General features: G+C 70.9%; 19 protein-coding genes. 14 read left to right on the forward strand and 5 right to left on the reverse strand.

Annotated features, from left to right (window positions below):
* Positions 1–188: 188 nt before the first annotated feature.
* Positions 189–1,292 carry a glutamate--cysteine ligase gene (locus tag DT019_RS15990; RefSeq protein WP_114037605.1) on the forward strand — a complete coding sequence of 368 codons (1,104 nt, stop codon included), beginning with the start codon at positions 189–191 and terminating at the stop codon, positions 1,290–1,292.
* Positions 1,293–1,465: 173 nt separating this feature from the next.
* Positions 1,466–1,705, forward strand: a complete 240-nt coding sequence (locus DT019_RS40235) for a chaplin (RefSeq protein WP_223279577.1) — start codon at positions 1,466–1,468, stop codon at positions 1,703–1,705.
* A 72-nt stretch (positions 1,706–1,777) separates the two neighbouring features.
* On the opposite strand, the gene DT019_RS16000 is transcribed toward DT019_RS40235, so the two are convergent.
* Positions 1,778–2,086: a helix-turn-helix transcriptional regulator gene (locus DT019_RS16000; RefSeq protein ID WP_114037459.1), complete on the reverse strand. Its 309-nt coding sequence runs from the start codon at positions 2,084–2,086 to the stop codon at positions 1,778–1,780.
* A gap of 131 nt (positions 2,087–2,217) precedes the next feature.
* Here DT019_RS16000 and DT019_RS16005 point away from each other — a divergent pair, with 131 nt between their 5' ends.
* The 4 genes from DT019_RS16005 to DT019_RS16020 all read left to right on the forward strand — a co-directional run bounded on the left by DT019_RS16005 (position 2,218) and on the right by DT019_RS16020 (position 6,034).
* On the forward strand, positions 2,218–2,637 hold the full coding sequence (locus tag DT019_RS16005; protein ID WP_189389605.1) for an STAS domain-containing protein: 420 nt from the start codon (positions 2,218–2,220) through the stop codon (positions 2,635–2,637).
* A 106-nt stretch (positions 2,638–2,743) separates the two neighbouring features.
* Positions 2,744–2,980 (forward strand): hypothetical protein, encoded by a 237-nt coding sequence (locus DT019_RS16010; RefSeq protein WP_114037461.1) that lies wholly within the window; start codon positions 2,744–2,746, stop codon positions 2,978–2,980.
* 141 nt (positions 2,981–3,121) lie between these two features.
* Positions 3,122–3,907: a class I SAM-dependent methyltransferase gene (locus tag DT019_RS16015; protein ID WP_114037462.1), complete on the forward strand. Its 786-nt coding sequence runs from the start codon at positions 3,122–3,124 to the stop codon at positions 3,905–3,907.
* 321 nt (positions 3,908–4,228) lie between these two features.
* The gene (locus DT019_RS16020; RefSeq protein ID WP_114037463.1) at positions 4,229–6,034 is read left to right on the forward strand and encodes a B12-binding domain-containing radical SAM protein; all 1,806 of its coding nucleotides are present in this window, start codon (positions 4,229–4,231) and stop codon (positions 6,032–6,034) included.
* Positions 6,035–6,055: 21 nt separating this feature from the next.
* Here DT019_RS16020 and DT019_RS16025 read toward each other — a convergent pair whose 3' ends face one another.
* Together DT019_RS16025 and DT019_RS16030 are read right to left on the reverse strand one after the other, a co-directional pair.
* Positions 6,056–7,012: a DMT family transporter gene (locus tag DT019_RS16025; RefSeq protein ID WP_223279579.1), complete on the reverse strand. Its 957-nt coding sequence runs from the start codon at positions 7,010–7,012 to the stop codon at positions 6,056–6,058.
* A gap of 152 nt (positions 7,013–7,164) precedes the next feature.
* Entirely contained in the window at positions 7,165–8,391 is a 1,227-nt protein-coding gene (locus DT019_RS16030) for an FAD-dependent oxidoreductase (protein ID WP_114037464.1), read from the reverse strand.
* A 348-nt stretch (positions 8,392–8,739) separates the two neighbouring features.
* On the opposite strand from DT019_RS16030, the gene DT019_RS16035 reads away from it, so the two are divergent.
* From DT019_RS16035 to DT019_RS16045, 3 genes are read left to right on the forward strand one after another with little or no spacing between them, the layout of a single operon-like run.
* A complete protein-coding gene (locus DT019_RS16035; protein WP_114037465.1) occupies positions 8,740–9,750 on the forward strand; it encodes an ABC transporter ATP-binding protein in 1,011 nt (336 codons plus the stop codon).
* Positions 9,747–11,105: an ABC transporter permease gene (locus tag DT019_RS16040; RefSeq protein WP_114037466.1), complete on the forward strand. Its 1,359-nt coding sequence runs from the start codon at positions 9,747–9,749 to the stop codon at positions 11,103–11,105. The genes DT019_RS16035 and DT019_RS16040 overlap by 4 nt, the downstream gene beginning before the upstream one ends.
* Before the next feature lie 4 nt (positions 11,106–11,109).
* Positions 11,110–13,863, forward strand: coding sequence for an alkaline phosphatase family protein (locus DT019_RS16045; RefSeq protein WP_114037467.1), 2,754 nt, complete (start codon positions 11,110–11,112; stop codon positions 13,861–13,863).
* A gap of 80 nt (positions 13,864–13,943) precedes the next feature.
* Here the strand turns inward: DT019_RS16045 and DT019_RS16050 are convergent, their stop codons facing one another.
* Complete coding sequence (locus DT019_RS16050) at positions 13,944–14,675, reverse strand: S1 family peptidase (protein WP_114037468.1); 732 nt, start codon at positions 14,673–14,675, stop codon at positions 13,944–13,946.
* 451 nt (positions 14,676–15,126) lie between these two features.
* Between DT019_RS16050 and DT019_RS16055 the strand changes: the two genes are divergently transcribed.
* The 3 genes from DT019_RS16055 (at position 15,127) to DT019_RS16070 (ending at position 18,853) form a co-directional block, all read left to right on the forward strand.
* Complete coding sequence (locus DT019_RS16055; protein ID WP_114037469.1) at positions 15,127–15,744, forward strand: polysaccharide deacetylase; 618 nt, start codon at positions 15,127–15,129, stop codon at positions 15,742–15,744.
* A 589-nt stretch (positions 15,745–16,333) separates the two neighbouring features.
* Positions 16,334–17,089: a hypothetical protein gene (locus DT019_RS39150; RefSeq protein WP_189389607.1), complete on the forward strand. Its 756-nt coding sequence runs from the start codon at positions 16,334–16,336 to the stop codon at positions 17,087–17,089.
* A 69-nt stretch (positions 17,090–17,158) separates the two neighbouring features.
* The gene (locus tag DT019_RS16070) at positions 17,159–18,853 is read left to right on the forward strand and encodes a PQQ-binding-like beta-propeller repeat protein (RefSeq protein ID WP_189389609.1); all 1,695 of its coding nucleotides are present in this window, start codon (positions 17,159–17,161) and stop codon (positions 18,851–18,853) included.
* A 36-nt stretch (positions 18,854–18,889) separates the two neighbouring features.
* On the opposite strand, the gene DT019_RS16075 is transcribed toward DT019_RS16070, so the two are convergent.
* Positions 18,890–20,104, reverse strand: a complete 1,215-nt coding sequence (locus DT019_RS16075; protein WP_114037472.1) for a phosphodiester glycosidase family protein — start codon at positions 20,102–20,104, stop codon at positions 18,890–18,892.
* Between the two features lie 414 nt (positions 20,105–20,518).
* On the opposite strand from DT019_RS16075, the gene DT019_RS16080 reads away from it, so the two are divergent.
* Positions 20,519–21,385: a RimK family alpha-L-glutamate ligase gene (locus DT019_RS16080; RefSeq protein WP_189389611.1), complete on the forward strand. Its 867-nt coding sequence runs from the start codon at positions 20,519–20,521 to the stop codon at positions 21,383–21,385.
* Entirely contained in the window at positions 21,382–22,671 is a 1,290-nt protein-coding gene (locus DT019_RS16085) for an MFS transporter (protein ID WP_223279580.1), read from the forward strand. Before DT019_RS16080 ends, DT019_RS16085 begins: the two co-directional genes overlap by 4 nt.
* The last annotated feature ends 41 nt before the right edge of the window (positions 22,672–22,712 follow it).

Genomic DNA, 22,712 nt, shown 5'->3' on the forward strand with positions numbered 1-22,712 from the left:
CGCGCGCGGACGGGAGGCCGAGCCTGCCGCCACCCGCGCCGGTGGCCGCCGGGCGTTCAGCGCTTCGGGCATCGCGCCCGGGGCTTCGCCGTCCCCTGCCCCATCTCCCTCTCGCCCCTTCCGTATGGCTCCGCGCCGAGGGGGCACACGGACTGGGCTGGGCATCCGGAACGGATCGGAGAGTGGACATGCGCACCGTCGGAGTGGAAGAAGAGCTGCTCATGGTGAGTGCGCTGACCGGAGAGGTGCTGGCGCTCTCCACGGTCGTGGTGTCACCCTCTGCCTCCCGAGGAGCGGACGATCCGCAGGAGGAGGAGTTCGAGAAGGAGCTCCAGAAGGAGCAGGTGGAGTTCGCGACCAGCCCGCTGACGGCGATGAGCGAGGTCGAAGAGGAGATCGTGCGGCTGCGCCGGGAGGCAGCCCGCCGCGCCGAACAGGCGGACGCCACGGTGGCGGCCCTGGCCACCTCGCCCGTGCCGGTGGAACCCTCACTGGACCTCGGGGAACGCCATGCCTGGATGGCCGAGAACTTCGGGCTGACCGCCCGCGAGCAGCTGACGTGCGGCTGCCATGTACACGTGGCGGTCGAGTCCGACGACGAGGGCGTCGCCGTGCTCGACCGGATCCGGCCCTGGCTGTCGGTGCTGACCGCGATCAGCGGAAACTCGCCCTTCTGGCAGGGAGAGGACAGCGGTTACAGCAGCTACCGCAGCCGGGTCTGGAACAGGTGGCCCTCCGCCGGGCCGACGGAGGTGTTCGGCTCGGCCGACCGCTACCACCGCCACGTCGAGTCGATGATCGGCACTGGTGCTCTGCGGGACGACGGCATGATCTACTTCGACGCCCGGCTCTCCGCCCGCTACCCCACGGTGGAGGTCCGCGTCTCCGACGTCTGCCTCCAGCCGAGCACCACGGTCCTGATCGCCGCCCTCGTCCGCGCCCTGGTGGAGACCGCCGCCGCGTCGTGGCGTGCGGGCCGGCCCCCGGCCCCGGTCAGCGCGGGGCTGCTGCGCCTCGCGGCCTGGCGCGCCGCCCGGTCAGGCCTGTCCGGCTCACTGGTCGATCCCCGCACGATGCGGGCGGAGCCCGCCGAGGCCGTCGTGGCGGCCCTCGTCTCCCATGTCCAGGACGCGTTGAGTGACAGCGGTGACCTGGACAGGGTGCGGAGCACCCTCGCCCGGCTGACGGCGCAGGGCACCGGCGCCCAGCGTCAGCGCGACCTGTATCGACGGCATCAGAGCATGCGAGCGGTGGTGCGTGAATGCGCCCGCATCACCACCCTCGCGGACTGAGAACCCGCCCGTCCGGGCGCCTGAGGCGTGGGCCCGCGGTGTGCCGGTCCAACCGGCCATGCCTCCAGCCGCGCGGCCGGAGGGGCCCCGTACGGCTCGGCCCTGGGTGCGCGGCGACGAGCGGCACCACACAGTGGGAACACAACCCCCTTCCCCTCCCCAAGGAGACTGACGTGTTCTCAAAGGTCAAGCTGGCCATCGCCGTCACCGCCGCCTGCGGCGCCGTCGTCGCGGGTGCCGGGATCGCCGCGGCCGACGACGGGCCCGTCGGAGTCGCGAGCAACTCCCCCGGCCTCATCTCCGGCAACGTCATCCAGGTGCCGCTGCACGTGCCGATCAACGTGTGCGGCGACACGATCGACCTCGTCGGCCTGCTCAACCCCTCGTCGGGCAACACCTGCACCAACTCCTGACCCGTTCCGTCCCCGGCACCCGGCCGCACGCCCGGCGCCGGGGACGCGCGCGTTCCCGCACGTCGCGCCCTTTCAGGGCCGCATGCTGTCGTGCTGGGCGAGCACGGAGAGGAGGTCGGCGACGGTGGCCTTGTCGGCCGGGTGACGCAACGGGTTGTCGGGGGCGACCCGGTAGATGTTGGAGCGGCCCTCCCGGGTGTGCGTGAGGTAACCGCCGTGCTCCAGGTCGGAAATGATGTTCTGCACGGACCGTTCCGTCAGTCGGCAGTGCGCCGCGATGTCACGTATGCGCACCGTGCAATCCCCCGCGATGGTCGCCAACACACGGGCATGGTTGGTGAGGAAGGTCCAGCCGGTGTGCGCCTCAGGTACTCCGCCCATGCGCCCAGCATAGGACGTACGATTCGTGCACTCAAAAGGACGAAATCAATTTCCGGTAAGTCTTGACGGGTGAGGGGTTTCTGGGGGAGATTGAAAGGGACCTAGCCGGGAGTCCTCGTGGGGAGCCTGCCGTGAATGACCCAGAGCTGTTCCCGCAGATCACGGGCGCCCTGACCGCCCGCTCAGCGGATCTGCTGGTGCGCGCCGCCGACAGGACCGACCTGGTCCTGGTCGCAGGCGACCTCGACCTCGACAGCACGCAGACCCTTCACCACGGCCTGCGCGACAGGCTCGACCGCTCGCTGGAGGGCATCACCCTCGACCTGAGGGAAGTCGGCTTCTGCGACTGCTCCGGCCTCAACGTGCTGCTCCGCCTGCGCCACCGGGCTCTGGCGCAGGGCAAGACGATCAGCATCCGAGGCGCCAGCCCTCAGGTGCAGAGGCTCCTCGGACTCACCAACACCACCCACCTGTTCGGCGACACGAGCCACGCGTACGCCTGCCCGGAGGACCGCCGCCCCTCCCCCGCGCACTTGAGGCCTTCGGCGTGACCGAGCACTCCCCCGCCGAAGACAGCGACGCACTGCACCGCGAAGTCGAGCAGCTGCGCCGGGCTCTGGAAACCCGGCCTCTCATCGACCTCACCGCGGCGCGCTGATGCCCTCCTTCAACCTCAGCAGTCGGCACGCCTGGAACGTACTGGTCACCGTCTCCCAGCGCCCCAACAGCAAGGTGCGCCTGGCGGCCGAGAATGTGCTCGACTCCATCAGCGGCGACCCCCTGCCCCAGCCGCTCCAGGAGCAACCGGCCGCAGCCCTCGCCGCGTTCCGCACCAGACCCACGGACCCCCTCGGCAAACCGGTTGTCCGAGCCTCTGCGCCGAACGAAAGGTGACCTCGACCTCGGCCCCGACACACCGGACCTGCGCGCCCCTCACGTCATCGTGTCGCATGGCCGAGCCCGCTGCGGCCCACGGTTCCCGTGGGACGCGCCTTCCCCCTCATCCGCCACCGTCCGCAGGGCTACGATGACCGGATGGATCACGATGAACTGGCCCTGCACGCCTCGTCGTTCGGCGCCGCGGCGGCCTCGTACGCCGAGCACCGTCCCGACTACGCACAGGCGGCGGTGCGCTGGGCGATCGAGCACGCGCCGGGCCCGCGTGTGCTCGACCTCGGCGCGGGGACCGGCAAACTGACCTCGACACTGGAGGCGCTGGGCGCCGAGGTCGTCGCGGTCGAGCCCGACCCGGGGATGCTGGCCGAGCTGCGCCGCTCGCTGCCGGATACCCGCGCGCTGTCCGGCAGCGCCGAGGCCGTCCCGCTGCCGGACGGTTCCGTGGACGCCGTGCTGGCAGGCAACGCCCTGCACTGGTTCGACATGGCCCTCGCGGGCCCCGAGATCGCCCGGGTGCTGGCGCCGGGCGGCGTCCTGTCCGGCCTGTGGAACCTCCTGGACGACCGCGTCGAGTGGGTCGCCGGGCTCGCCCAAGTCGGCGGGAGCGCGGCCATCGGCCCGCGTGACACCCCCGCCGCGTGGCGCACGGAGACGGCCGGCGTGCACCTGCCGAAAGCGGAGACCGACGCGGTGGCCCGGTTCGGTTCGCCGGAGCGGGCCGAGTTCGCGCACGGGCAGCGCCGCACCGCCGAGTCTCTCGTCGCGACCCTGGCGACGCGCGCCGGCATGCTGGTCATGCCGGAGCACGAACGAGAGGCCAGGCTGGCCCGGATCCGCGCCTTCCTCGCCAGCACGCCGGAGACCGCCCACGGCGAATTCACCCTGCCCATGCTGACCGGCGTCCTGCGTACCCGTCGGCTGTGAACCCGGGGATCACCAGGTCCCCTGCGCGAGCGAGTGGGCAACGCAGCGGAGAAGGGATCTTCGAGGCGGGCTCCCGTCCGCTCGGGAGAATGGCCTGATGGTCAACTTTCTTGATTTGTAGGCCACTTGACGGATCGACGTTCGGGGCATGGGCCGGGGCCATGACGCGTGGCGCGTGCATTTCGGTCGTGTTGGAGCCCAACCCGCATGGCGCGCGCGCTGATTCGCGCCACTTGGCCTCGAGGCCCCCTCTCGCGGAGCCCGCGAGGCCACACTCGAACAAAGGTCTTCCTTCACATCGGACCGGACAACGGGGTATTCATGTCGCGCATCGGTTCCCACTCGCCCGTGCTCATCGAAAGTCCCTCGGTCAAGTTCTCCAGCGCCCCGCAGCGCGCACCGCTGCGCCACCTCGGCACGCCCTCCCTGCGCACCTCGGTGTCCGGCAGCCGGCGGCGCGCCCGCGGGGAGGCGCCCCGGGTCCTGCTCCTTGTGCCGTCGTACACCCGGGTCGTCGAACCGTCTCCGCAAGGGAGCAGCTTTCGGGCGCTCGGCCTGGACACGTTCGAGGTCATGAAGCGGGCGGGCACCCCGATCGGCCTGCTGCGCATAGCCGCCAACGCCCGTCTCGCGGGCTTCGAACTCCGCATCGTCGACTCGCCCTTCGCCGGCTGGGAGCAGGAGCGCCGTCACGTAGATCTCGGAAACGACAGCACCCTGGTGCGCTACGGCCTCGACGACGCCCAACTCCGCGCCATCATCGAGGAGTTCGACCCGGACGTGGTCGGCGTGCAGTGCATCTACACCGTCCAGTGGGGCAACGCGCGCGCTCTCGCCGACCTGGTCAAGGACATCGATCCGGAGATCGTGACCGTCACCGGCGGTGCCCACCCCAGTGGCGACTGGCAGTACGCGGTGCCCGACTCACCCTTCGACCACGTGGTCATCAACGAGGCGGACCAGACCTTCACGGCGCTCCTGCGGGCGCTGACGGAGGAGGGCGGTGACATCGACGCCGTGCCCGGCATCGCCTACCGGCGCGAAGACGGAGCGGTGGTCCGCACGACCGCCATGTCGCCGTACATGCGCATCCTGCCCAAGCGGCAGGGGCTCGACCAGCGGCTGGGCATGATGCCGCTGCCCGACTTCGCCATGCTGGACATGGGCCAGTACGAGCAGGCGTACCACTCCTCCGGCAAGCGGGTGCGCGACCACGGCTCCTGGGCGCAGATCTTCTCGACGATCGGCTGCAACATCGGCTGCGACTTCTGCTACATACCGATGGTGAACGGCCCGTGGCGGGCGCTCGGCACCGACTGGTTCGACCTGCACCTCGCCGAGATCACCAAGCAGGGGGTGACCGAGGTCCTCATCGAGGACGACCACCTGCTGCACGACCCGCTGTACGCGATACGGGTCTTCGAGCTGCTGCGCAAGCACGACCTGCCGTGGGTCGAGGAGGGTGGGCTGAGTCTGTTCAACCTCGTCCTGCTGCACCTCGGCGCCGAGTTCGCGGACGGCATGGACGAGGCCGACCGGCGCGATCCGAACTTCCGCAATGTGCTCGCCGCCATGCGCGCCGGGCTCACCTGCCGGGACCTGATCAAGGCGATGGCCGACGGCGGCTGCTACAGCGTCTACCTCGCGGTGGAGAGCGCCAACGAAGAGAGTCTGGAGCATTCGGGCAAGTCCCGGCTCAACGCCATCCAGCAGGCCACCGGCGAGATCGTGGAGATGTTCACCGAGTATGGCATCCAGGTCACCGGCGGTTTCATGCTGGGCTTCGTCAACCCGCCCGAGCGGCCCGGGACCGCGCCGTACATCGAGTCCCTCGATCAGATAGAGCGGACCATCGACTACGCGGTCACGCTCATGGGCCACGGCATGGCGTACGCGAACCCGTTCATCGTCACCCCGCTGCCGGGCACGAAGATGTGGGACTTCCAGAAGGACTACGTCGTACGCCACTACGACAACGGCTGGTCGCACGAGAAGGCCACCATGGCCACCGATCAGTGGACCGCCGAGGACATCGAGCGGATGCGCCTGGAGCTCCTCGTGCGGGCCAACGGCGCCGACAAGGTGACCGAAATGGTCCGGCGGGGCACCTGGCCGGTGGACGCCTGACCTCACCGGGCCGCACTCCCCTCAGGAGGGGCGGGGCCCGGCCCGGCGCCGACGGCGCGCCGACCGCAGCGTGTCCGCCGATGCCAGCATGGCGCCGCCCGCGACCAGGACGCAGGCGACGGCGACGGGCCAGCTCGCGTCGGCGCGCCCGGTCGCGATCAGCAGGGTCGTGGACAGCAGCGGGGCGAAGTACGACAGGGTGCCCAGGAGCCGGATGTCACCGTGCTTGGTGCCGTGGTCCCAGACGTAGAAGGCACCGCCGACCGGGCCGAGCCCGAGGGCGAGCACGGCGAGCCACTGCCAGCCGTCGGGCCGCACGGTGGTCTCGAACAGCAGGTGGCACACCATCGCAAGCACCGCCGTGGCCAGGCAGAAGAACGCGACCATGTCCGTGGGCACCTGCGGATACCGGCGATTGGCCACCGAGTACGCCGACCACACCAGGGCGCACACCACGGCCGCCACGTAGCCGAGCAGGAACTCGCCGCGCAGCTGCACCCCTTGACCGCCGGTGACCAGCAGGAAGGTGCCCCCCAGGCCGAGGACCGCGCCGCTCATGTGCCACCAGCGCAGCTTCTCGCCGGGCAACAGCGCGGAGAACACGACGATCAGCAGCGGCCACAGGTAGGCGATGAGGCCGGCGTCGACGGCGGGCGCGTTGCGCAGCGCCAGGAAGTAGAAGAAGTGATAGCCGAACAGACCGCCGATACCGAGCAGCCAGGCTCCGCCGGGCAGCCCACGGGCGAGCCCCGCACCTCCGCGCACAGCCCGGGGCAGCCCGATGACCCCGCCCACCGCGAACGCCATCGCGGTGAGCTGGAACGGCGGAATCCGGCCGGTCAGCGTGGTGAACAGCGCGAGCGACGCCCACAGCAGCACGGCCAGGGCGCCGATCCCGGTGGCCCTGAGCCGGCGCCCCGGGTGCGTCGTGCCGCCGGGCTCATTGCCCGGCGCGACGACTTCGGCCTGCGCGTCCATGGGGCCCCCGTCCGCCGTCCCGTTGCCTACCGGGGCATCGTATTGAGGCCCGGCACACACCCCTGCGCTTTCCGGACAGCCTCCGGAGCAAGGCCGTTTGGCGCGCACCTACGGTTCTCTCCTCCACGCATGCGCCGCGCTTTGACGGCCCATCAGTAGTTCGGGAGATCGAAGGCGACAGCGGCCTGGAACACCGCCAGGTTCTCCCGGCCGGGCCCGTCAACGACCGCCGCCTCCTCACTGCCCGGCGGCCCCGGCACCTCCGCGTCGGCGGCCAGCATCTCCTGGCCCAGGGCGAGCAGCGCCTGATTGGCCGTCACGTGGGGCCGCAACCGCTCCTCGTAGGCGCGGAAGGCGCTCCGGTGGTCGCCGTCGGCCGCGTGCAGTTCCCCCGCGAGCACGTAGGCCGCGGTCAGCGCCACGCTGGTGCCCTGCCCGGTGAGCGGCGAACAGCAGTACCCGGCGTCGCCCAGGAGCGCGACGCGTCCGCGCGACCATTCGTCCATCCGGATCTGGGCCACCACGTCGTAGTGGAAGGCGTCCGTCTCCCACATGGCCTTCAGGAAGCGGGGCACCTCCCAGCGCAGGGACGCGCACCGCTCGGCCACCAGCCGCTTCTGGGCCACGGGGTCGCGCGGCAGCAGCCGTTCGTACGGCTCGTCGGAGGTGAAGCCCACGAAGACGCGCAGTTCGGTGTTGTCCCGCACCGTCATGGCCATGCAGCCCCACACGTCGTCGAGGCCGGGCCGGTGGAAGACCTCCCAGCGGTCGAGGCCGAGGTGATTGGGGGCACTCCAGGACGCGATGTACGTACCGATCGGGTGCAGGTAGTCGGCCTCGGGCCCGAAGACCAGGCGGCGGGTGGCCGAGTGGAGGCCGTCGGCGCCGATCACCAGGTCGAACCGCCGCTCGGTGCCGCTCGTGAAGTGGACCCGCACGCCCTCGTCGTCCTGCACCAGGGTGCCGATCGAGTCGCTGAACAGGTACTCCACGCCCGTCCCCGCCGCCTGCGCGAGCAGCGCGGCCAGTTCATCACGGAGGATCTCCACGTCGGGGCCGTCCGAAGGGCCGCCGCTGGCCGTCCATCCGGTGGTGCGGCGCAGCTCCTGACCCTCCGCGTCCACGTACGACATGCCGAGCAGACCAGTCCTGCGGGCCCGCACTTCCTCCAACAGCCCCATGCGCTCGACCACTTGGAGGGCGCTGCCGCGCACGTCCACCGCCTGCCCTCCACCCCGCAGGTCCTTTGAGCGTTCGACGACGGTGACGCGGAAGCCGTAGCGCGCCAGCCAGTACGCCAGGGCCGTTCCGGCTATGCCGGCGCCGGACACCAGGACCGAGGTGTCGCGAGAGTGAGGCGGCCGGATGCTGTTCGTCATGGTGACCTCCCTAATTGGTTCGATGGGTCCATACTCGGACGCGGCACCGACAGAACACCGACACGCGCGGTCCGGCACCGACAGCCCACCGACAGACCTGATCGGACAGTCCCGCATGCGCCGGTGAACCGAAGGCCACGGCAGTCAGGCAAGTCCGCGGATCCTCATTTCCCGTCCATGGCACGCGAGTTGAGGGCAGCGCCACGTTTCGAGGTGTGAAGGATGAGGCGACATTGGTCGGGTGGGGCGCCGCTTTGCCTTCCGTTCCCGCAGCGTTCAGCCTCGCGTCCCTGCAGGCGTGGCGCACCCTTCCCTATGGTCCGTGGGGTTCTTCGAAAGAAGGGGCTCATGGACACACAGCCGGCACTCCAGGCACGCGAGATCACCAAGTGCTTCGGGGACGTCGTCGCGCTCGACGGCGTCGATCTGGAGGTGACGCGGGGCCAGATCCACGGCCTGGCCGGGCCCAACGGCGCGGGCAAGACCACGCTGCTCGGTATCCTGCTCGGACTGGCCGTCCCCGACAGCGGTCGCCTCGACATCCTGGGCACCCCCGTGGGGCGGACCCCGGCCGCTCCTGACGGTGTCTCCGGCTTCGTGGACGGGCCCGGCCTCTACCCCGCGCTCACCGCCCGGCAGAACCTCGCCGCGCTGGCCGCGCTGCACGGGCAGGACGCCCGGACGGCGGGCGTCGACGACGTCCTCGCGCAGGTCGGGCTGAGCGAGGTCGCCGACGAACGGGCCCGCGGATTCTCCCTCGGCATGCGCCAGCGGCTCGGTCTGGCCGCGGCCCTGCTCACCAAGCCCCGGCTGCTCGTGCTCGACGAACCGTCCAACGGGCTTGATCCGGCCGCGAAGAGACACGTCCACGGTGTTCTCACCGAGCTCGCCGCGGACGGGACCAGCGTCGTGCTCTCCAGCCACCGCATGGACGATCTCGAAGCCCTGTGCTCCGAAGTCACCATCCTCGCCGCCGGACGCGTCGTCTTCTCCGGGCCGCTGGGCAAGCTCGCCGCCGAGAACGACGCCCTCGACTACCGGTTGCTCACCTCCGATCCCCAGGCCGCCGGACGGCTGGCCACCGAGACCACCGGGGTCACGGTCACCGACACCGTTCCGGGGCGCCACGACCCCGGCGTCCTGGTCGTCCGCGCCCTCGGGCCCGCCCTGGACGAACTCGTACGCCGCCTCGTGCACGGGGGCATCGCGCTGCGCGAGCTCGCGCCCGTCGTGTCGCCGCTCGAAGCAGCCTTCCTCTCCCTCACCGGGCAGTCGGGGGGCCAACCGGACCGGTCGGCCCCCGAGCGGCCATCGCCGCGCCCGGGACGGCGCACCGAACCCCAGGGGACAGAACGATGAGGGCCACCGTCACCACCCGGCCCGCTCCCGGCACCCCCCGCGTGTCCGTGGCGCGCGCCTACCGCTTCGAGCTGGTCAAGCTGGTGGCGCAGTGGCGCATCCGCCTGCTGGTCCTGGCCTGTTGGACCGTGCCGGCGGTCTTCGTCGCCGCGGTGAGCCAGCAGAGCACGCTCCCCTCCGACACCCTCTTCGGTCGCTGGATGCTCGCCACCGGCTGGGCGGGCCCTCTGGTGGTGCTCGGTTTCGCGGGCACCTGGGCGCTCCCCTTGCTCACGTCCGTGGTCGCCGGAGACGTCTTCGCCTCGGAGGACCGGCTCGGAACCTGGCGCCACCTCCTCGTGGCGGTACGGTCACCGCGGCGGATCTTCGTGGCGAAAGCGCTGGCCAGCCTCACGGTGATCCTGCTGCTCGTGGCGGGTCTGGTCTGTTCCAGTACCGCCGGTGGGCTCGCCACCGTCGGCAGCCACCCGCTGGTCGGACTCGACGGGCACGCACTGTCCTCGTCGGACGCGGCCGGCAAGGTGCTGCTCGCCTGGCTCTGCGTGCTCGCCCCGACCCTGGCCCTCGCCGCGATCGGACTGCTCGGATCCGTCGCCCTCGGACGCTCCCCCATGGGACTGCTGCTGCCCGCGCTGGTGACGCTCGCGATGCAGTTCGCCCAGATGCTGCCGCTGCCCACCGCGGTGCGCGTGGCCCTGCCCGGCTACGCCTTCATCGCGTGGAACGGCCTCTTCACCAGCCCGGCCCAGACCGGCCCGCTCCTCATCGCCGTCGCGGTCAGCCTGGTGTGGGCCGCAGCCGCGACCACGCTGGCCCATCTCCTGTTCGTACGGCGCGACTTCACCAACCCGGCCCACGACGGGCCGGGGCGCCGGGCGCTCACCGTCGGCGCCCTGCCTCTCGCGGGTCTCCTCGCCGTGACGGTGACGGTCCTCGCCGCAGCGACTCCGGCCTCCGGCTCCGGCATTGACCAGGAGAAGGTGCAGCGCTCGGTCGCCACCGCCTTCGCCCACCTCTACCGCGCCCAGACCGAGCAGCTCAACCGCCCGCGCGTCACCGAGGCGCAGCTCAAGGCCACCGCGGCCTGCACCAAGGGCGGCGGCGGAACCGACGCCCACGGGCCGGGCAACGACTGGCGCTGCGTCGTCTCCTGGCACCTCCCCGGCGTCGAGGCCATCGGGCAGGCCATCTACCAGCTCGACGTCGCCTCGGACGGGCGGTACGTCGCCGACGGCGACGGGCCGAAAGAAGTGAACGGCTACTTCCTGGTGCGAACCCCCCGTGGGGACGCGCCGAACCCGCTCTGGCAGTTCGACGGCAACGTCGAGCTGCTCTCCGCCACCCCGAAGGGATGACCCCATGCAGGTAACACGTCGCCGCAGGCGGGACGAGGTGCGCTCCGGCCCGCCGCTTCGGCGCCTCGGCCGCCGGAGACCTCTGGCCACGGCGGGCGCCGTCGGTCTCGCCCTGGCCCTCGCGGGCACGGCCTTCGCCCAGACCACCCAGTTCGGAACCGACCACGTCGGCCAGGTCACCCCGCACGGGCAGGTCATCTCCAGCGACCAGTACATCGCCCCGTACGGCGACCGTCTCGTGCTCAACAACGGCAAGATCATGTCGTCGTCGGTGAGCCCGGACGGCAGCCACCTCGCCGCCTCGGTCACCGACGGCGGGCTTGCGATGGCCATCGTGAACCTCAAGAGCTGGAAGGTGCAGCAGCTCGTCGGGAACAGTGCCTCGGCAAACCTGCGCATCAAGAGCAACGACGTGGGCCAGGAGGGCCCGACGTACTCCCCCGACGGCAAGCAGCTGTGGCTGGGCCAGATCGACGGCTACACCAGGTTCACCGTCAATCCGGACGGCACCCTGGCCTCGCCCACGACGGTGAAGATCCCGGCGGACGGCCCCAAGCACGCCCTGGTCGGCGAGGCGGTGTTCGCCCCCGACGGCTCGACCGTGTACGCCGCGGTCAACGGCCAGAACCGGGTGGTCGCCATCAACGCCGCGACCGGCGCCGTGCAGCAGAGCTGGGCCGTCGGCAACGCGCCGCGTGACATGGTCCGGATCGGCTCCAAGCTGTACGTCAGCAACGAGGGCGGCCGCCCGGCGAAGCCCGGCGACACCACGATCAACTCGTACAACACCCCGGTACCGGCCGACCCGGTGACGGCGGCGACCACCACCGGCACCGTCAGCGTCATCGACCTGGGCCACCCGGCCGCGGCCGTCGGGAGCATCGACGTCGGGCTGCATCCCACCGCGCTGTACGCCAAGGACCGGGCGCTGTTCGTCACCAACACCGCGACCAACGACGTGTCGGTCATCGACACCACGAAGAACAAGGTCGTCCAGACCATCTCCACCAAGCCGTGGCCCGAGGCGTCGGTCGGCTACGAGCCGGACGCCGTGACGCTCACCCGCGACGGCCACCTCCTGGTGACGCTCGGCCGCGCCAACGCCGTCGCCGTCTACCGGTACACGACTGCGCAGGAGCCGGTCAGCTACGTCGGCCTGGTCCCCACGGACTACTTCCCCGCCGAGATCGCCACCGTCGGCAACCAGGTGGTCGTCTCCAACACCCGCGGCATCGACGCCCGCCGTCCCGTGAACCCCGCCGGACACGGCACGCACGACACCACGTCGAGCCTGCAGCGGTTCACCCTGCCGAGCGACCGGGTCATCAAGTCCCAGACCGCGAAGGTCTTCCAGCAGAACGGCTGGACCCGCGGCGCCGTCGACAAGGCCAACGGCGCGAGCCACGCGAAGCCGGTGCCCGTGCCGGTGCGGCTCGGCGACCCGTCGACGATCAAGCACGTGTTCCTCATCGTGAAGGAGAACCGGACCTACGACCAGGTCTACGGTGATGTCCGGAAGGGCAACGGCGACCCGTCGCAGGCCGAGTTCGGCGAGAACGTGACGCCGAACCAGCACGCGCTGGCCCAGCAGTTCGGCCTGTACGACAACACCTATGACATCGGTACGAACTCGGCCGAGGGCCACAACTGGCTGATGCAGGCCGATGATCCGGAGTACACCGAGTCCTCGGCCGGTGAGTACGAGCGCAGTTACGACACCGAGGACGACGCGCTCGGCCACCAGCGCTCCGGTTTCCTGTGGACCGGGGCCCAGGCGGCGGGCAGGTCCGTACGCGACTTCGGCGAGTTCCAGCAGTTCCTGACCAAGCCCGCGGCCGCGAGCTGGCAGAACCTGTACTGCGACTCCAAGAACATGGCGTCCACCGGGCAGGACACCGCGTACCCGCTGGTCTCGTCCTCGCCGATCCCGTCGCTCAACGACGTTTCCGTGCACGGCTTCCCGAAGTTCGACACCAGCGTCCCGGACATCTACCGGGCCGAGATCTGGAAGCGTGACTTCGCCAGGAACGGCCCGTCGAGCCTGAACATGTTCTGGCTCTCCAGCGACCACACCGGCGGCCCGGCCAACGCGCCCGCCCAGGTCGCGGACAACGACCTCGCGACTGGCCGGATCATCGACACGATCTCGCACAGCAAGTACTGGAAGGACTCCGCGATCTTCGTGGTGGAGGACGACTCCCAGGCCGGTCTCGACCACGTCGACGGCCACCGGGCCCCGATCCAGATCATCAGCCCCTGGGCCAAGCACGGCGTCGTCGACAGCCACTACTACTCGCAGATCACGATGATCCGCACCATTGAGCAGATCCTCGGGATCCACCCGATGAACCAGAAGGACAGCGCGGCCAGCCCGATGGCCGCCGCGTTCACCGGGAAGCCGGACCTCACGCCGTTCAGCGCGCTGCCCAACCGGATCCCGCTGACCGACGGCCTCAAGACCCCGCCGCCCTGCGGCGTGGACTCCCCCGCGCCCCAGAACCCGCGGGCGGCGGCCGTGCCGGCGCCGAAGGTACCGGCGGACAAGCAGGCGCTCGCCGCGCAGTGGGACACCTGGAAGGCGCAGCAGAGGCTCACCGGCCCCGACGCCAAGCCCGACTTCGCCAACCCCGCCCAGATGAACCACTTCACCTGGTACGAGACCCACGACTGGACCAAGCCGTACCCCGGCGAGGACAAGATCTACGCACCCAAGGACGTACCCGGCGCGTACATCCCCTCGGCCGAGAACGACGGCTGACGCACCTACCCGCACCGAGGGCCCCGACCGGTATCACCCGCGGCCGGGGCCCTTGGCCGTGGTCGCCCGAGCCCGGCCGGTCACCGGATGACGGAGCGAATCCAGGCGAGCTGCTGGGAGACCTCGCCCGCCTCGGCGATCGTTTCCCGGTCGGAGCCGTCGAAGACACCAAGAAGGGTCTCGGCGCCGTGCGGGCCGATGCTCATCACGGGGCCGCCGGAGTCGCCGCCGGCCGGAATGCCGGACACCTTCTCCATACAGAAGTCCGAGCCGCCCGGCACCGTGTATCCCTCACACCGTGGATCGTCCACTCTGACGACCCTCAAGTCCGACTGCTTCAACACCGGTGACTGGCAGGTGTTCTCGTCCCCGGAACAGGTGGCGCCCCAGCCGTACTGCGTCACCCGCTGACCGGCCTGGACACCGGCCGTGGCCAACCGCGCCGCGCGGACCTTCATCGGCGGCACCTCGATGAGCATCATGTCGGCGTGCGCAGCGCCCGCCCGTCCGCCCGGCACCGGGCGGACCGCGGTCCCTCGACGCATGTCGAGACTGCCGACCCGGAACGTGATCCGCCGGTCGGCCACCGGCTGCCCCTGCTCGAAGAAGCAGTGCGAGGCGCTGATGACCCACCGCGGCGCGATCACCGTCCCCGTACACGTCGGCCGGCCATCGACCAGCATCCGCACCGCCCAGGGCGCATAGGCACTCCGCGCCCCGCCGATGACGGCGGAGGCGGGCGCGGACGCCCCCAGCGAGCCCGCCACCACCAACAGAACGGTCATCAGCACCACATGAACACGGCGCGGCATCGGCAGAAGCTCCTCACCCCGGGACAATGAGCGCACGGGCGGACAGATACCCCGCACGGACACCAACAGTCCACACCTGCCCGCAGAGCCGCGACGCCCAGCACGGCCAGGCTCCTGAACGCCGGGTCCACGCAAACCCGGAACGCTCGCAACGGAGGCCGTCGCCGGGCTGCGTGCCGGAGCCGCCCCGTACGAGCTTCCGGGTGGCGCCGACCTTCTGCCGTGCGGCCGGACTCCGTGCAGCGCCGCCCCGCATCTCATCGTCAACTCCCCTGACTTGCAACGCGGTTGACATCTCCCGGGTCAACGCACACCTGCCGGTGTTCGCACAAGCTCCCGGAGCGCGCCATGCCGGGGCTGCTCTCGGTCGCAGCCGCGCCAAACGGTTGTTCCCCTCCAGGGGACGCCGGTACAGATATGCGCGACCAGTCGGTACAAGGAGGGGAAAGTCATGAAGAAGACCATGAGGAAGGCAGCTGGTGTCATCGTGGGGCTCGCGCTGGCGGGCACCCTGGGGGCCGCGGGGGTGGCCGAGGCGCAGGCTCAGCCGTCGGTCGCGGCCCCTGCCGTCGACAGGGCGGGCGCGGGCGGTTCGACCGTCGAGGCACCGGCCTCAGTCGTCGCGGAGCTGAAGGCCGCGACCACCCGAGCACGCGCCTCGCTCGCGCCGAGCGCGCGGGTGATCTGTTACGCCGCGCACGTCCAGGACATCGGCTGGCAGTCGGCGGTCTGTGACGGCAGCGTGGCCGGGACGACCGGCCAGAGCCGCCGGATGGAGGCCCTGGCGATCTCGACCAGCGGGGTCGGCGGTGTCTGCGCCGACGCCCACCTGGCCGACATCGGCTGGCAGGGCTGGGCCTGCGGCCGCGACGGCGACGTCGTGACGGTCGGCACCACCGGGCAGTCGCGGCGCATGGAAGCGCTGGGCGTCCAGGTCGGCACGGGCAGCGTGGGGGCGCAGGCCCATGTGGAGGGTTACGGCTGGCTGGGCTCGGTCAGCGGCAACCCGGTCTACGTGGGAACCACGGGACAGTCACGGCGCATGGAGGCGGTACGCGTCTGGGTGTGACGCACGGCGGATGGCCTCGGGTGCCTGGCGCCTGAAGGCGGTGGTGCCCGTCGATCGGCGGGCACCACCCCCTGTCGCACTCCTCGCGGTCCGTGAAGCCGCCAGGCCGACGCGGACCCCGTCACGACACCTGGTCAAGGGGGGGCTTGAGCCACAACGACCGTCGTGTGGTGAGATGCCACCCTCGCCACAGGGGCCACAAGTGGTGGAGAGTAGAGGGACGTTCACCTCGACCGTGCCGTCCGCGGCGCGGCCCAGGACGCATCGCGTACCACATCGAGCGCCGCCAGGGGTGGCTGCCGGAAGGAGCTCTGCCGTGTCCCAGCCCTCCAGTGACCAGCCGCCGCGGGACGGCGTGGGAGGCGGACCGTCGCAGCCGCTCCCGGCTCAGCCGGGCTACGGCTTTCCCCCGACTCCCGGCTACGGGCCGCCTCCTTCAGGCACGTATCCGCAAGCACCGGGGGGAGCCTTCGGGCCCCCCGGTCAACCGACCGTGCCGCAGTATCCGGCGAGCGGGAGCCCGTTCGGAACCCCCGGGCCGCCGGACCCCGAGAAGAGACGTACCGTCATCGTCGCGATATGCGCCGCGATGGCCGTGCTGATCGCCGCGGTGGTCACGGGCGTGCTGGTCCTCCGGCACGACAGGAACGGCGGCGACAGAGCCGACGCGAAGCCCACTCCCTCCTCCCCCGCCCCCTCGGCCTCGCCTTCCGGCTCCTCCGGGCCGGGCGCGGTGAAGCCGACGATCGCGGGCTGGAAGGTGGTGGTGAATCCCGCTCACGGCACGGCCTTCGACGTCCCGCCGGAGTGGGAGGTGGAGGCACCCACCGTCTTCAGCGGCTACTCGGAGCGAGGGAATCCGGACAAGGCTCTCATCGGGCACACGGCTCCTGCCTTCTACAAGTCCCAGTGGTGCCGCATCGACGCGGACGGCGACGGAAAGACCGACGACTTCGCCCTGGCCTCGACCGGCACCAAAGGCGCTGACGGCGCCAAGAGCACCGACGAGGTCGCCGAGAACTCCGCACCGACCTGGGTGTACGCCGCTTACACGCAACCGGACAAGTCCGTCGTCAAATGGGACAAGCCCGTGAAGTACACGACCAAGGCGGGCGTGGAGGGCAGTTACGTCAGGGCGCACTCCGAAGGTGCCAAAAGGCCCAACAAGTGCGCCGGCGACGGCCAGGCGATTGTCTTCGGCTTCAAGAACTCCAAGGGTGACTTCGTCGCCTGGGACTTCTACGGCAGGACGGGCGTGCCCGGCGCCATCGGCGATGACGTCATCATGCGGGTCCTCAGCACCGTCCGGCTGTCCGGAGCCCCCACCGAGCAACCCCAGTTGTGACGTGGCGTCGAACGGACAGCGATCGATGGCGAAGAGCAGGCACTCAGCACATCCGGAGGGAACACCGCTGTGACGCAGCCACCCGATCCCCAGCCACGCGGTGATCAGCCCCCGCCGAAGCCGGTACCGGGCAACCCGTACGCCCAGCCCGACGGCGGCCACGCCCGACCGGACGGCGCATCGTCCGGGGCCGGTTACGGCTACCCGCGGCAGCCTCCGCCTTCCGGCGGCCCCTCCTATCCGGTCCTGCCTCCCTATCCGGGCGGCTACGGCGGGGCGGGACAACCCCATGCGGCGCCTCCGCCGTTCCCGCCCGGCGGCGGCCGGAGCCCCCTTCGAGGCCGCCGTGCCGTACTGCTCTGCGCATTGACCGCGGTCCTGCTCCTGGTGGGAGGCGGCGTGTACGTATGGGCCGGGAAAACCGGCGGCGAGAAGCCGAGCGCGAAGAGCACGGCTTCCGGGCCCTCCTCATCCCCCTCCGTCGACAAGGGCGACGGAAAGGGCCCCGGGGGCGGCAACGACACGTACGACTTCAACGCCGACATGAAGCCGGGCGAGGCGCGTGTCTGGGTGCGCGAGAACGACACCCGGCTGCCCAAGGAGGGCGCGCTGCAGTACGGCCCGTGGCGGGCCGGTGACATCGTCGCCAAAGCGATGTACAAGGACATCACCGGCTACGCGGTGGCCGACGGTGCCCAGAAGTGGAGCACCCCCTTCGAGACGCCGGTCTGCGGCGCGGCGCACCTCGCCTCCAGCAGCGGCAAGGCCATCATCGCGACGCAGGAGAACAACACCAAGGGCGCCCACTGCACGTACCTCCAGCAGGTCGACCTCGCCACGGGCACGGTCGGCTGGAAGGTGACGGTTCCGCAAGAGTCGACGTACGACACCACCAACGAATTCGCCATCGCCTTCTCCGGTGACACCATCGTCGTCAGCCACGGCGCCTACGCGAGCGGCTTCTCCCTCACCGATGGCAGCAAGCGGTTCGGGTCGTGGAAGACCGCGGGCTGCAGCCCCAGCGACATCGGCGGCGGCGCCAAGTTGATCAGCGTGGGCCTGTGCACCGGCGATGACGTCACCAAGACCCAGAGCATGGTCGAGGAGATCGATCCGGCGACGGGCAAGTCCAAGTGGAACTACAAGTACCCGCAGAACTGGAGCGTGGGCGCGGTCCTCTCGTCGGACCCGGTGGTCGTGGCCGCCCGCGACACGGACAAGAAGACCTGGAACCTCACCGCGTTCGCGCCGGACGGCAAGGTCCGCTGGCAGGTGGAGCCGACCTTCAAGGCCATGAGCGGGTGCGACGGCCATGACAGTCGAGGCCTTGACGGGTGTACGGCCGTGGCAGCCGACTCCAGCACGCTGTATCTGGGAACCGAGGGCTCGGGTGGAGCCATCAGCGGCTACCCGGAGACCAACGAGGTCGTCGCGATCGACCTCACCAACGGCAAGGAGAAGTGGCGCGCCAAGGACCCCAAGGGCCGGGCCATGCGGCCCCAGGCCGTCGAGGGCGGAAAGCTCCTGGCGTACGTGCACCCCGGCAGGGTCCAGGACGCGGCCGCCATGGTCGCCTTCGCCCCGACGGGCGGAGCCCCCCAGGCGGTGCTGCAGAGTCCGGAAGCGGCGATCGGCGGCGAACGCGCCTTCTACCTCAATCCGCACATGCTCTGGTCAGGCGGACGGTTCTTCATGCTCAGCGGTCGGGTGCAGAGCCCGTCCGACAAGGGGAAGGACCACGCACTCCTCTCCTTCGGCAAGTGAACGGCGCCGCCGGAGCTGGCGGCCGCCCGCGTTTCCTCAACGGGAGTAGATGGCAAGGCCGTTGGGGACAGGGCGTTCCGCACCGTGGTCGAGGGCGTTGCGCACGACGATGCGGCCCGTGTGGTCCCGGGTGGCCAGCGTGGCCGAGGCGCCCCCGTCCAGATAGGCGCCTTCGTCGCATCCGAGGGCAGCGAGAAGGTTGGCGAGTTCGCTCACGGTCAGGCCGCTGGAGGTTCCCTCCCTGCCGTCCGTGGACAGCAGCCGCATGATCCGTCCTCCCGCCGCGATCCCGACGGCTGAACGGGGCTCCGCGACCGCCTTGTCCAGGCCGGGCAGGGCTCTGCGGTGCTGGACGATGGGATGGGAGCCCAGCGCGGAGGCCAGCGGAACGCGGCTGGTGGAGGAGAAGTGGTAGTCCAGCCGCACCGCCGTGCCCGGGGTGAGCGCGCGCAGGGCGTCCGCACCGGCCTCGCGCCCCAGCAGGACGACCGTCCCGGCCGGGATGCGCCCCGATCCGGGGGCTCGCGCGACCGAGCGGACGATGCCGTTCCGGACCGTGACCTCGTAGGTGTTCGGGGTGCAGGGCGCGGCGCGGTCGTCGTCGGTGCCGCAGGCGGCGCGGGCGCGGGAGGCCTCGCCCCAGTTGGGGGTGAAGGCCCCGATCGAACCGACGGGCAGGGCGTACTGATTGAGGCCGCGCAACGGCAGCACGGCGTGAGCGGTGCGGATGCGGCCCTGAAGTGCCAGGCGGGCGGTGCGAGCGAGCCCATCGGTTCCGATGCCGACCACGTCCTGGGTGGAGCCCCCGGCGGGCAGCGGCCAGCCGAAGCGCTGCCCATCGGGGACCGCGCCCTTCAGCGGCCTCCCGGCCAGTACGGCGGGACCGGAGGTCGCGCCGGTCGACTGCACACCGGGGTGCTGCGACTCCTCGATGTCGAAGAAGTCTCCGTTGATCGCCGCCACGGCACCCTGTTCCGCTGCCATCACGGACACCTTCTCGCGCACGGCCACACCGCCCGGATACAACAGTCCGGCCCGCGCTCCGCGCCGGCCCAGATCCACCGTCACCAGATGCACCCGGGCGCTTCCGTGCGACGTACGTACGGTGAATGCCCGGTATCCGACCCCGGGCGCGACCACCTCCGAAGGCTTCTCGACGCCCGCCCGGCCGACGGCCGCGGCTCCGGCGGAGGCCGAAGCAGAGGCCGTCGTCCACGACGGCACGACCGTCGCGACGACGAACCCAAGCACGGCTACAGCACGCTTGAACCTCTGCACCCCGCCACCATGCCCCACGCCACGCTTTCCCCACTGCGGCACTTCCGGCCATCCACCGACAACGCCCCGGAAGGAGCCACCCCTTGAGGCTCTGGGCGGCTCCCCCGGCCGGAACCTCGCGCCCGCGCCGGTTCGATGGCGCGGGGGCCCATCCGTCGATTCGCCCGGCCTGCCGCTCCGGTTGTGGGCCGATCAGGTGGAGGCCGCCGTGTTCGGCGCAGTTGTCGCCGCGGTGGGGCAGACGTCGTACGGGTGTGGCGGATGGTCCGCGCGCATGGTGGGCGACGGGAGTTGCGTGTGGTGGATGTCGGCGGAATCGGTGGGCGTGAGGGGGGCCATGCTACCGATTTCTGGTTCGTACTGGGAGCGGGGCTCAAAGAGCGGCCCATGACGCGCCAGATCGCGGCGGCGTTCTCCGCGGAGTTCGGCGACCGCTGCGCGGTGGTGTGCAGCGAGGAGCTCCTGATGGGCGTGCGCGGTGGCCGTCTCGCGCTGTACGACCTGGACGGAGGTGAACTGGCTGCCCCGCAGGTCGCGTACGCCCGGGTGTGGACGCCCACGGTGGGCACCGACCGTGAGATCACCCTGCTGCGACACCTGGAGGCGATGGGAACCACCCTGGTGAATCCGGTGGACGCGATGCTGGCGTGTCTGAACAAGTTCTGGCATCTGCAGCAGCTCGCACGCGCGGGCCTCCCGGTGCCCGACACCTGGACGTACGCCGACGCTCCGCTGACCGGGGCGATCCGGGCCGGGGTTCCGCAGCCGTGTGTCGTGAAGGCCGTGCGCGGGCACCGCGGCGAGCAGGTGTTCCTGGCTCCCGACGCGGCGATGCTGCACGGCATTCAGGGCAGCCTCTGCCAGGACAGCCCCTTCCTGTTCCAGGAGTACCTGGAGTATTCGCACGGGCGCGACCTGCGGGTGGTCGTGGTCGACGGTCGCGCGGTGGCGGCGCAGGTCCGCACCGCTCCGGACGGGGAGTTCCGCTCCAACCTGGCGCTGGGCGGGACCGCCCGGGTGTGCACGGGCCGCTATCCGGAGGGCGAGGCTCTCGCCGTGCGGGCGGCGGAGGTGCTGGGGCTGGGCGTGGCCGGCGTCGATCTGCTGTTCACGCCGGGCGGCGGCTTCACCCTGTGCGAGGTCAACGCCAACGTCGGCTGGCGCACCGCCATGCCGACCGTCACCCCTGCGGTCGTTGAGGCCTGCCGGGCCCGCCTGCGCGCTACAGCCCCGATTGCGGCCGCCGCCTGGTGAGCACCCCGTCGTCGGCCAGGAGATGGCCCCTGCTGGCGCGGACCCGCCCGTCGCGCCGCTGGCCCCTGCTCAAGAGCCCCAACTTCCGCCTCTTCGCCCTCGGCCAGACAGCCTCCAACACCGGCACGTGGATACAGAAGGTGGCCCAGGACTGGCTGGCACTGGAGTTGTCGCACGGTGACGCCACCGTCCTCGGCATCACCACGGCCCTGCAGTTCCTGCCCCTGTTGATCCTGGGCCCGTACGGCGGCGTCCTGGTGGACCGGTATTCCAGACGGCGGACCTTGATGGCGACCCAGGCCGTGATGGGTGCGGTCGCGCTGGTCCCGGCGGTCTTCATGGTGACAGGCACGGTCAGTCTCGGAGCCCTGTACGGACTGGCCCTGGCGTTCGGGCTGACGATGGTCGTGGAGAAGCCCGCCCTGCAGGCCTTCATCGCCGAGTCCGTCGCCCCCGGCCAGCTGGTCAGCGCGCTGGCCTTCAACAGCGCGGTCCTCAACCTGGCGCGCATGGCCGGTCCCACGCTGGCAGGGCCCCTCATCGTGGTGTTCGGCCCCACGCCCGCGTTCCTGGCCAATGCCGCATCCTACCTCGCGGTGATCGTGTGCCTGCTGCTCATAGATCCCCGCTCCCTGAACCCGGCCCCGCCCGCGGCGCGCGCGGCCGGTCAGGTACGGGCGGGACTGCGGTATGTGAACGAGCACCCCGACCTCGCGCGGACCCTCGTGCTGGTCGCGGTAGTCGCCGCGTTCGGCATGAACTTCCAGATCACGACGGCCCTCATGACCACCCAGGTCTACCGGGCCCCGGCCGCCGCGTTCGGCATCGGCAACGCGGCACTCGCCGCCGGGTCCGTGGTCGGCTCCCTGCTCGCCGTGCGCTACCAGCGGCCCAGCGGCGACCAGATGGCGGCCGCGGCCACCGTCTTCGGCATTCTGGAAGCGATCAGCAGCCTGATGCCCAGTCACCTCGCGTTCCTGTTGATGCTGGTTCCCACGGGCACCGCGCTGCTCGTGTTCCTCACCGTCGCCAAGGCCCGCCTCCAGCTCGGAGTCAGCGACGGTATGCGGGGTCGGGTGATGAGCCTCTACATGCTGGCCTCTCTGGGCACCACGCCCCTGGTCGCCCCCTGCATCGGCCTGCTCGTCCACACCGCGGGTCCTCAGGCCGCACTGGTGCTGGGCGGAACGGTGTCGGCGGCCGCGGCCGTCACCGTCAGCCTGCTGCACCGACGGCCGTCCGCCCTGCCGACCGGACGCACCACCGTCACCGCCCCCGGGCACTGACCCTGCCGGTGCGGGCAGGGCACGGCCAAAGCCCCGGCTTC

This window comes from Streptomyces sp. SDr-06 (assembly GCF_003324565.1).
Classification (GTDB): domain Bacteria; phylum Actinomycetota; class Actinomycetes; order Streptomycetales; family Streptomycetaceae; genus Streptomyces.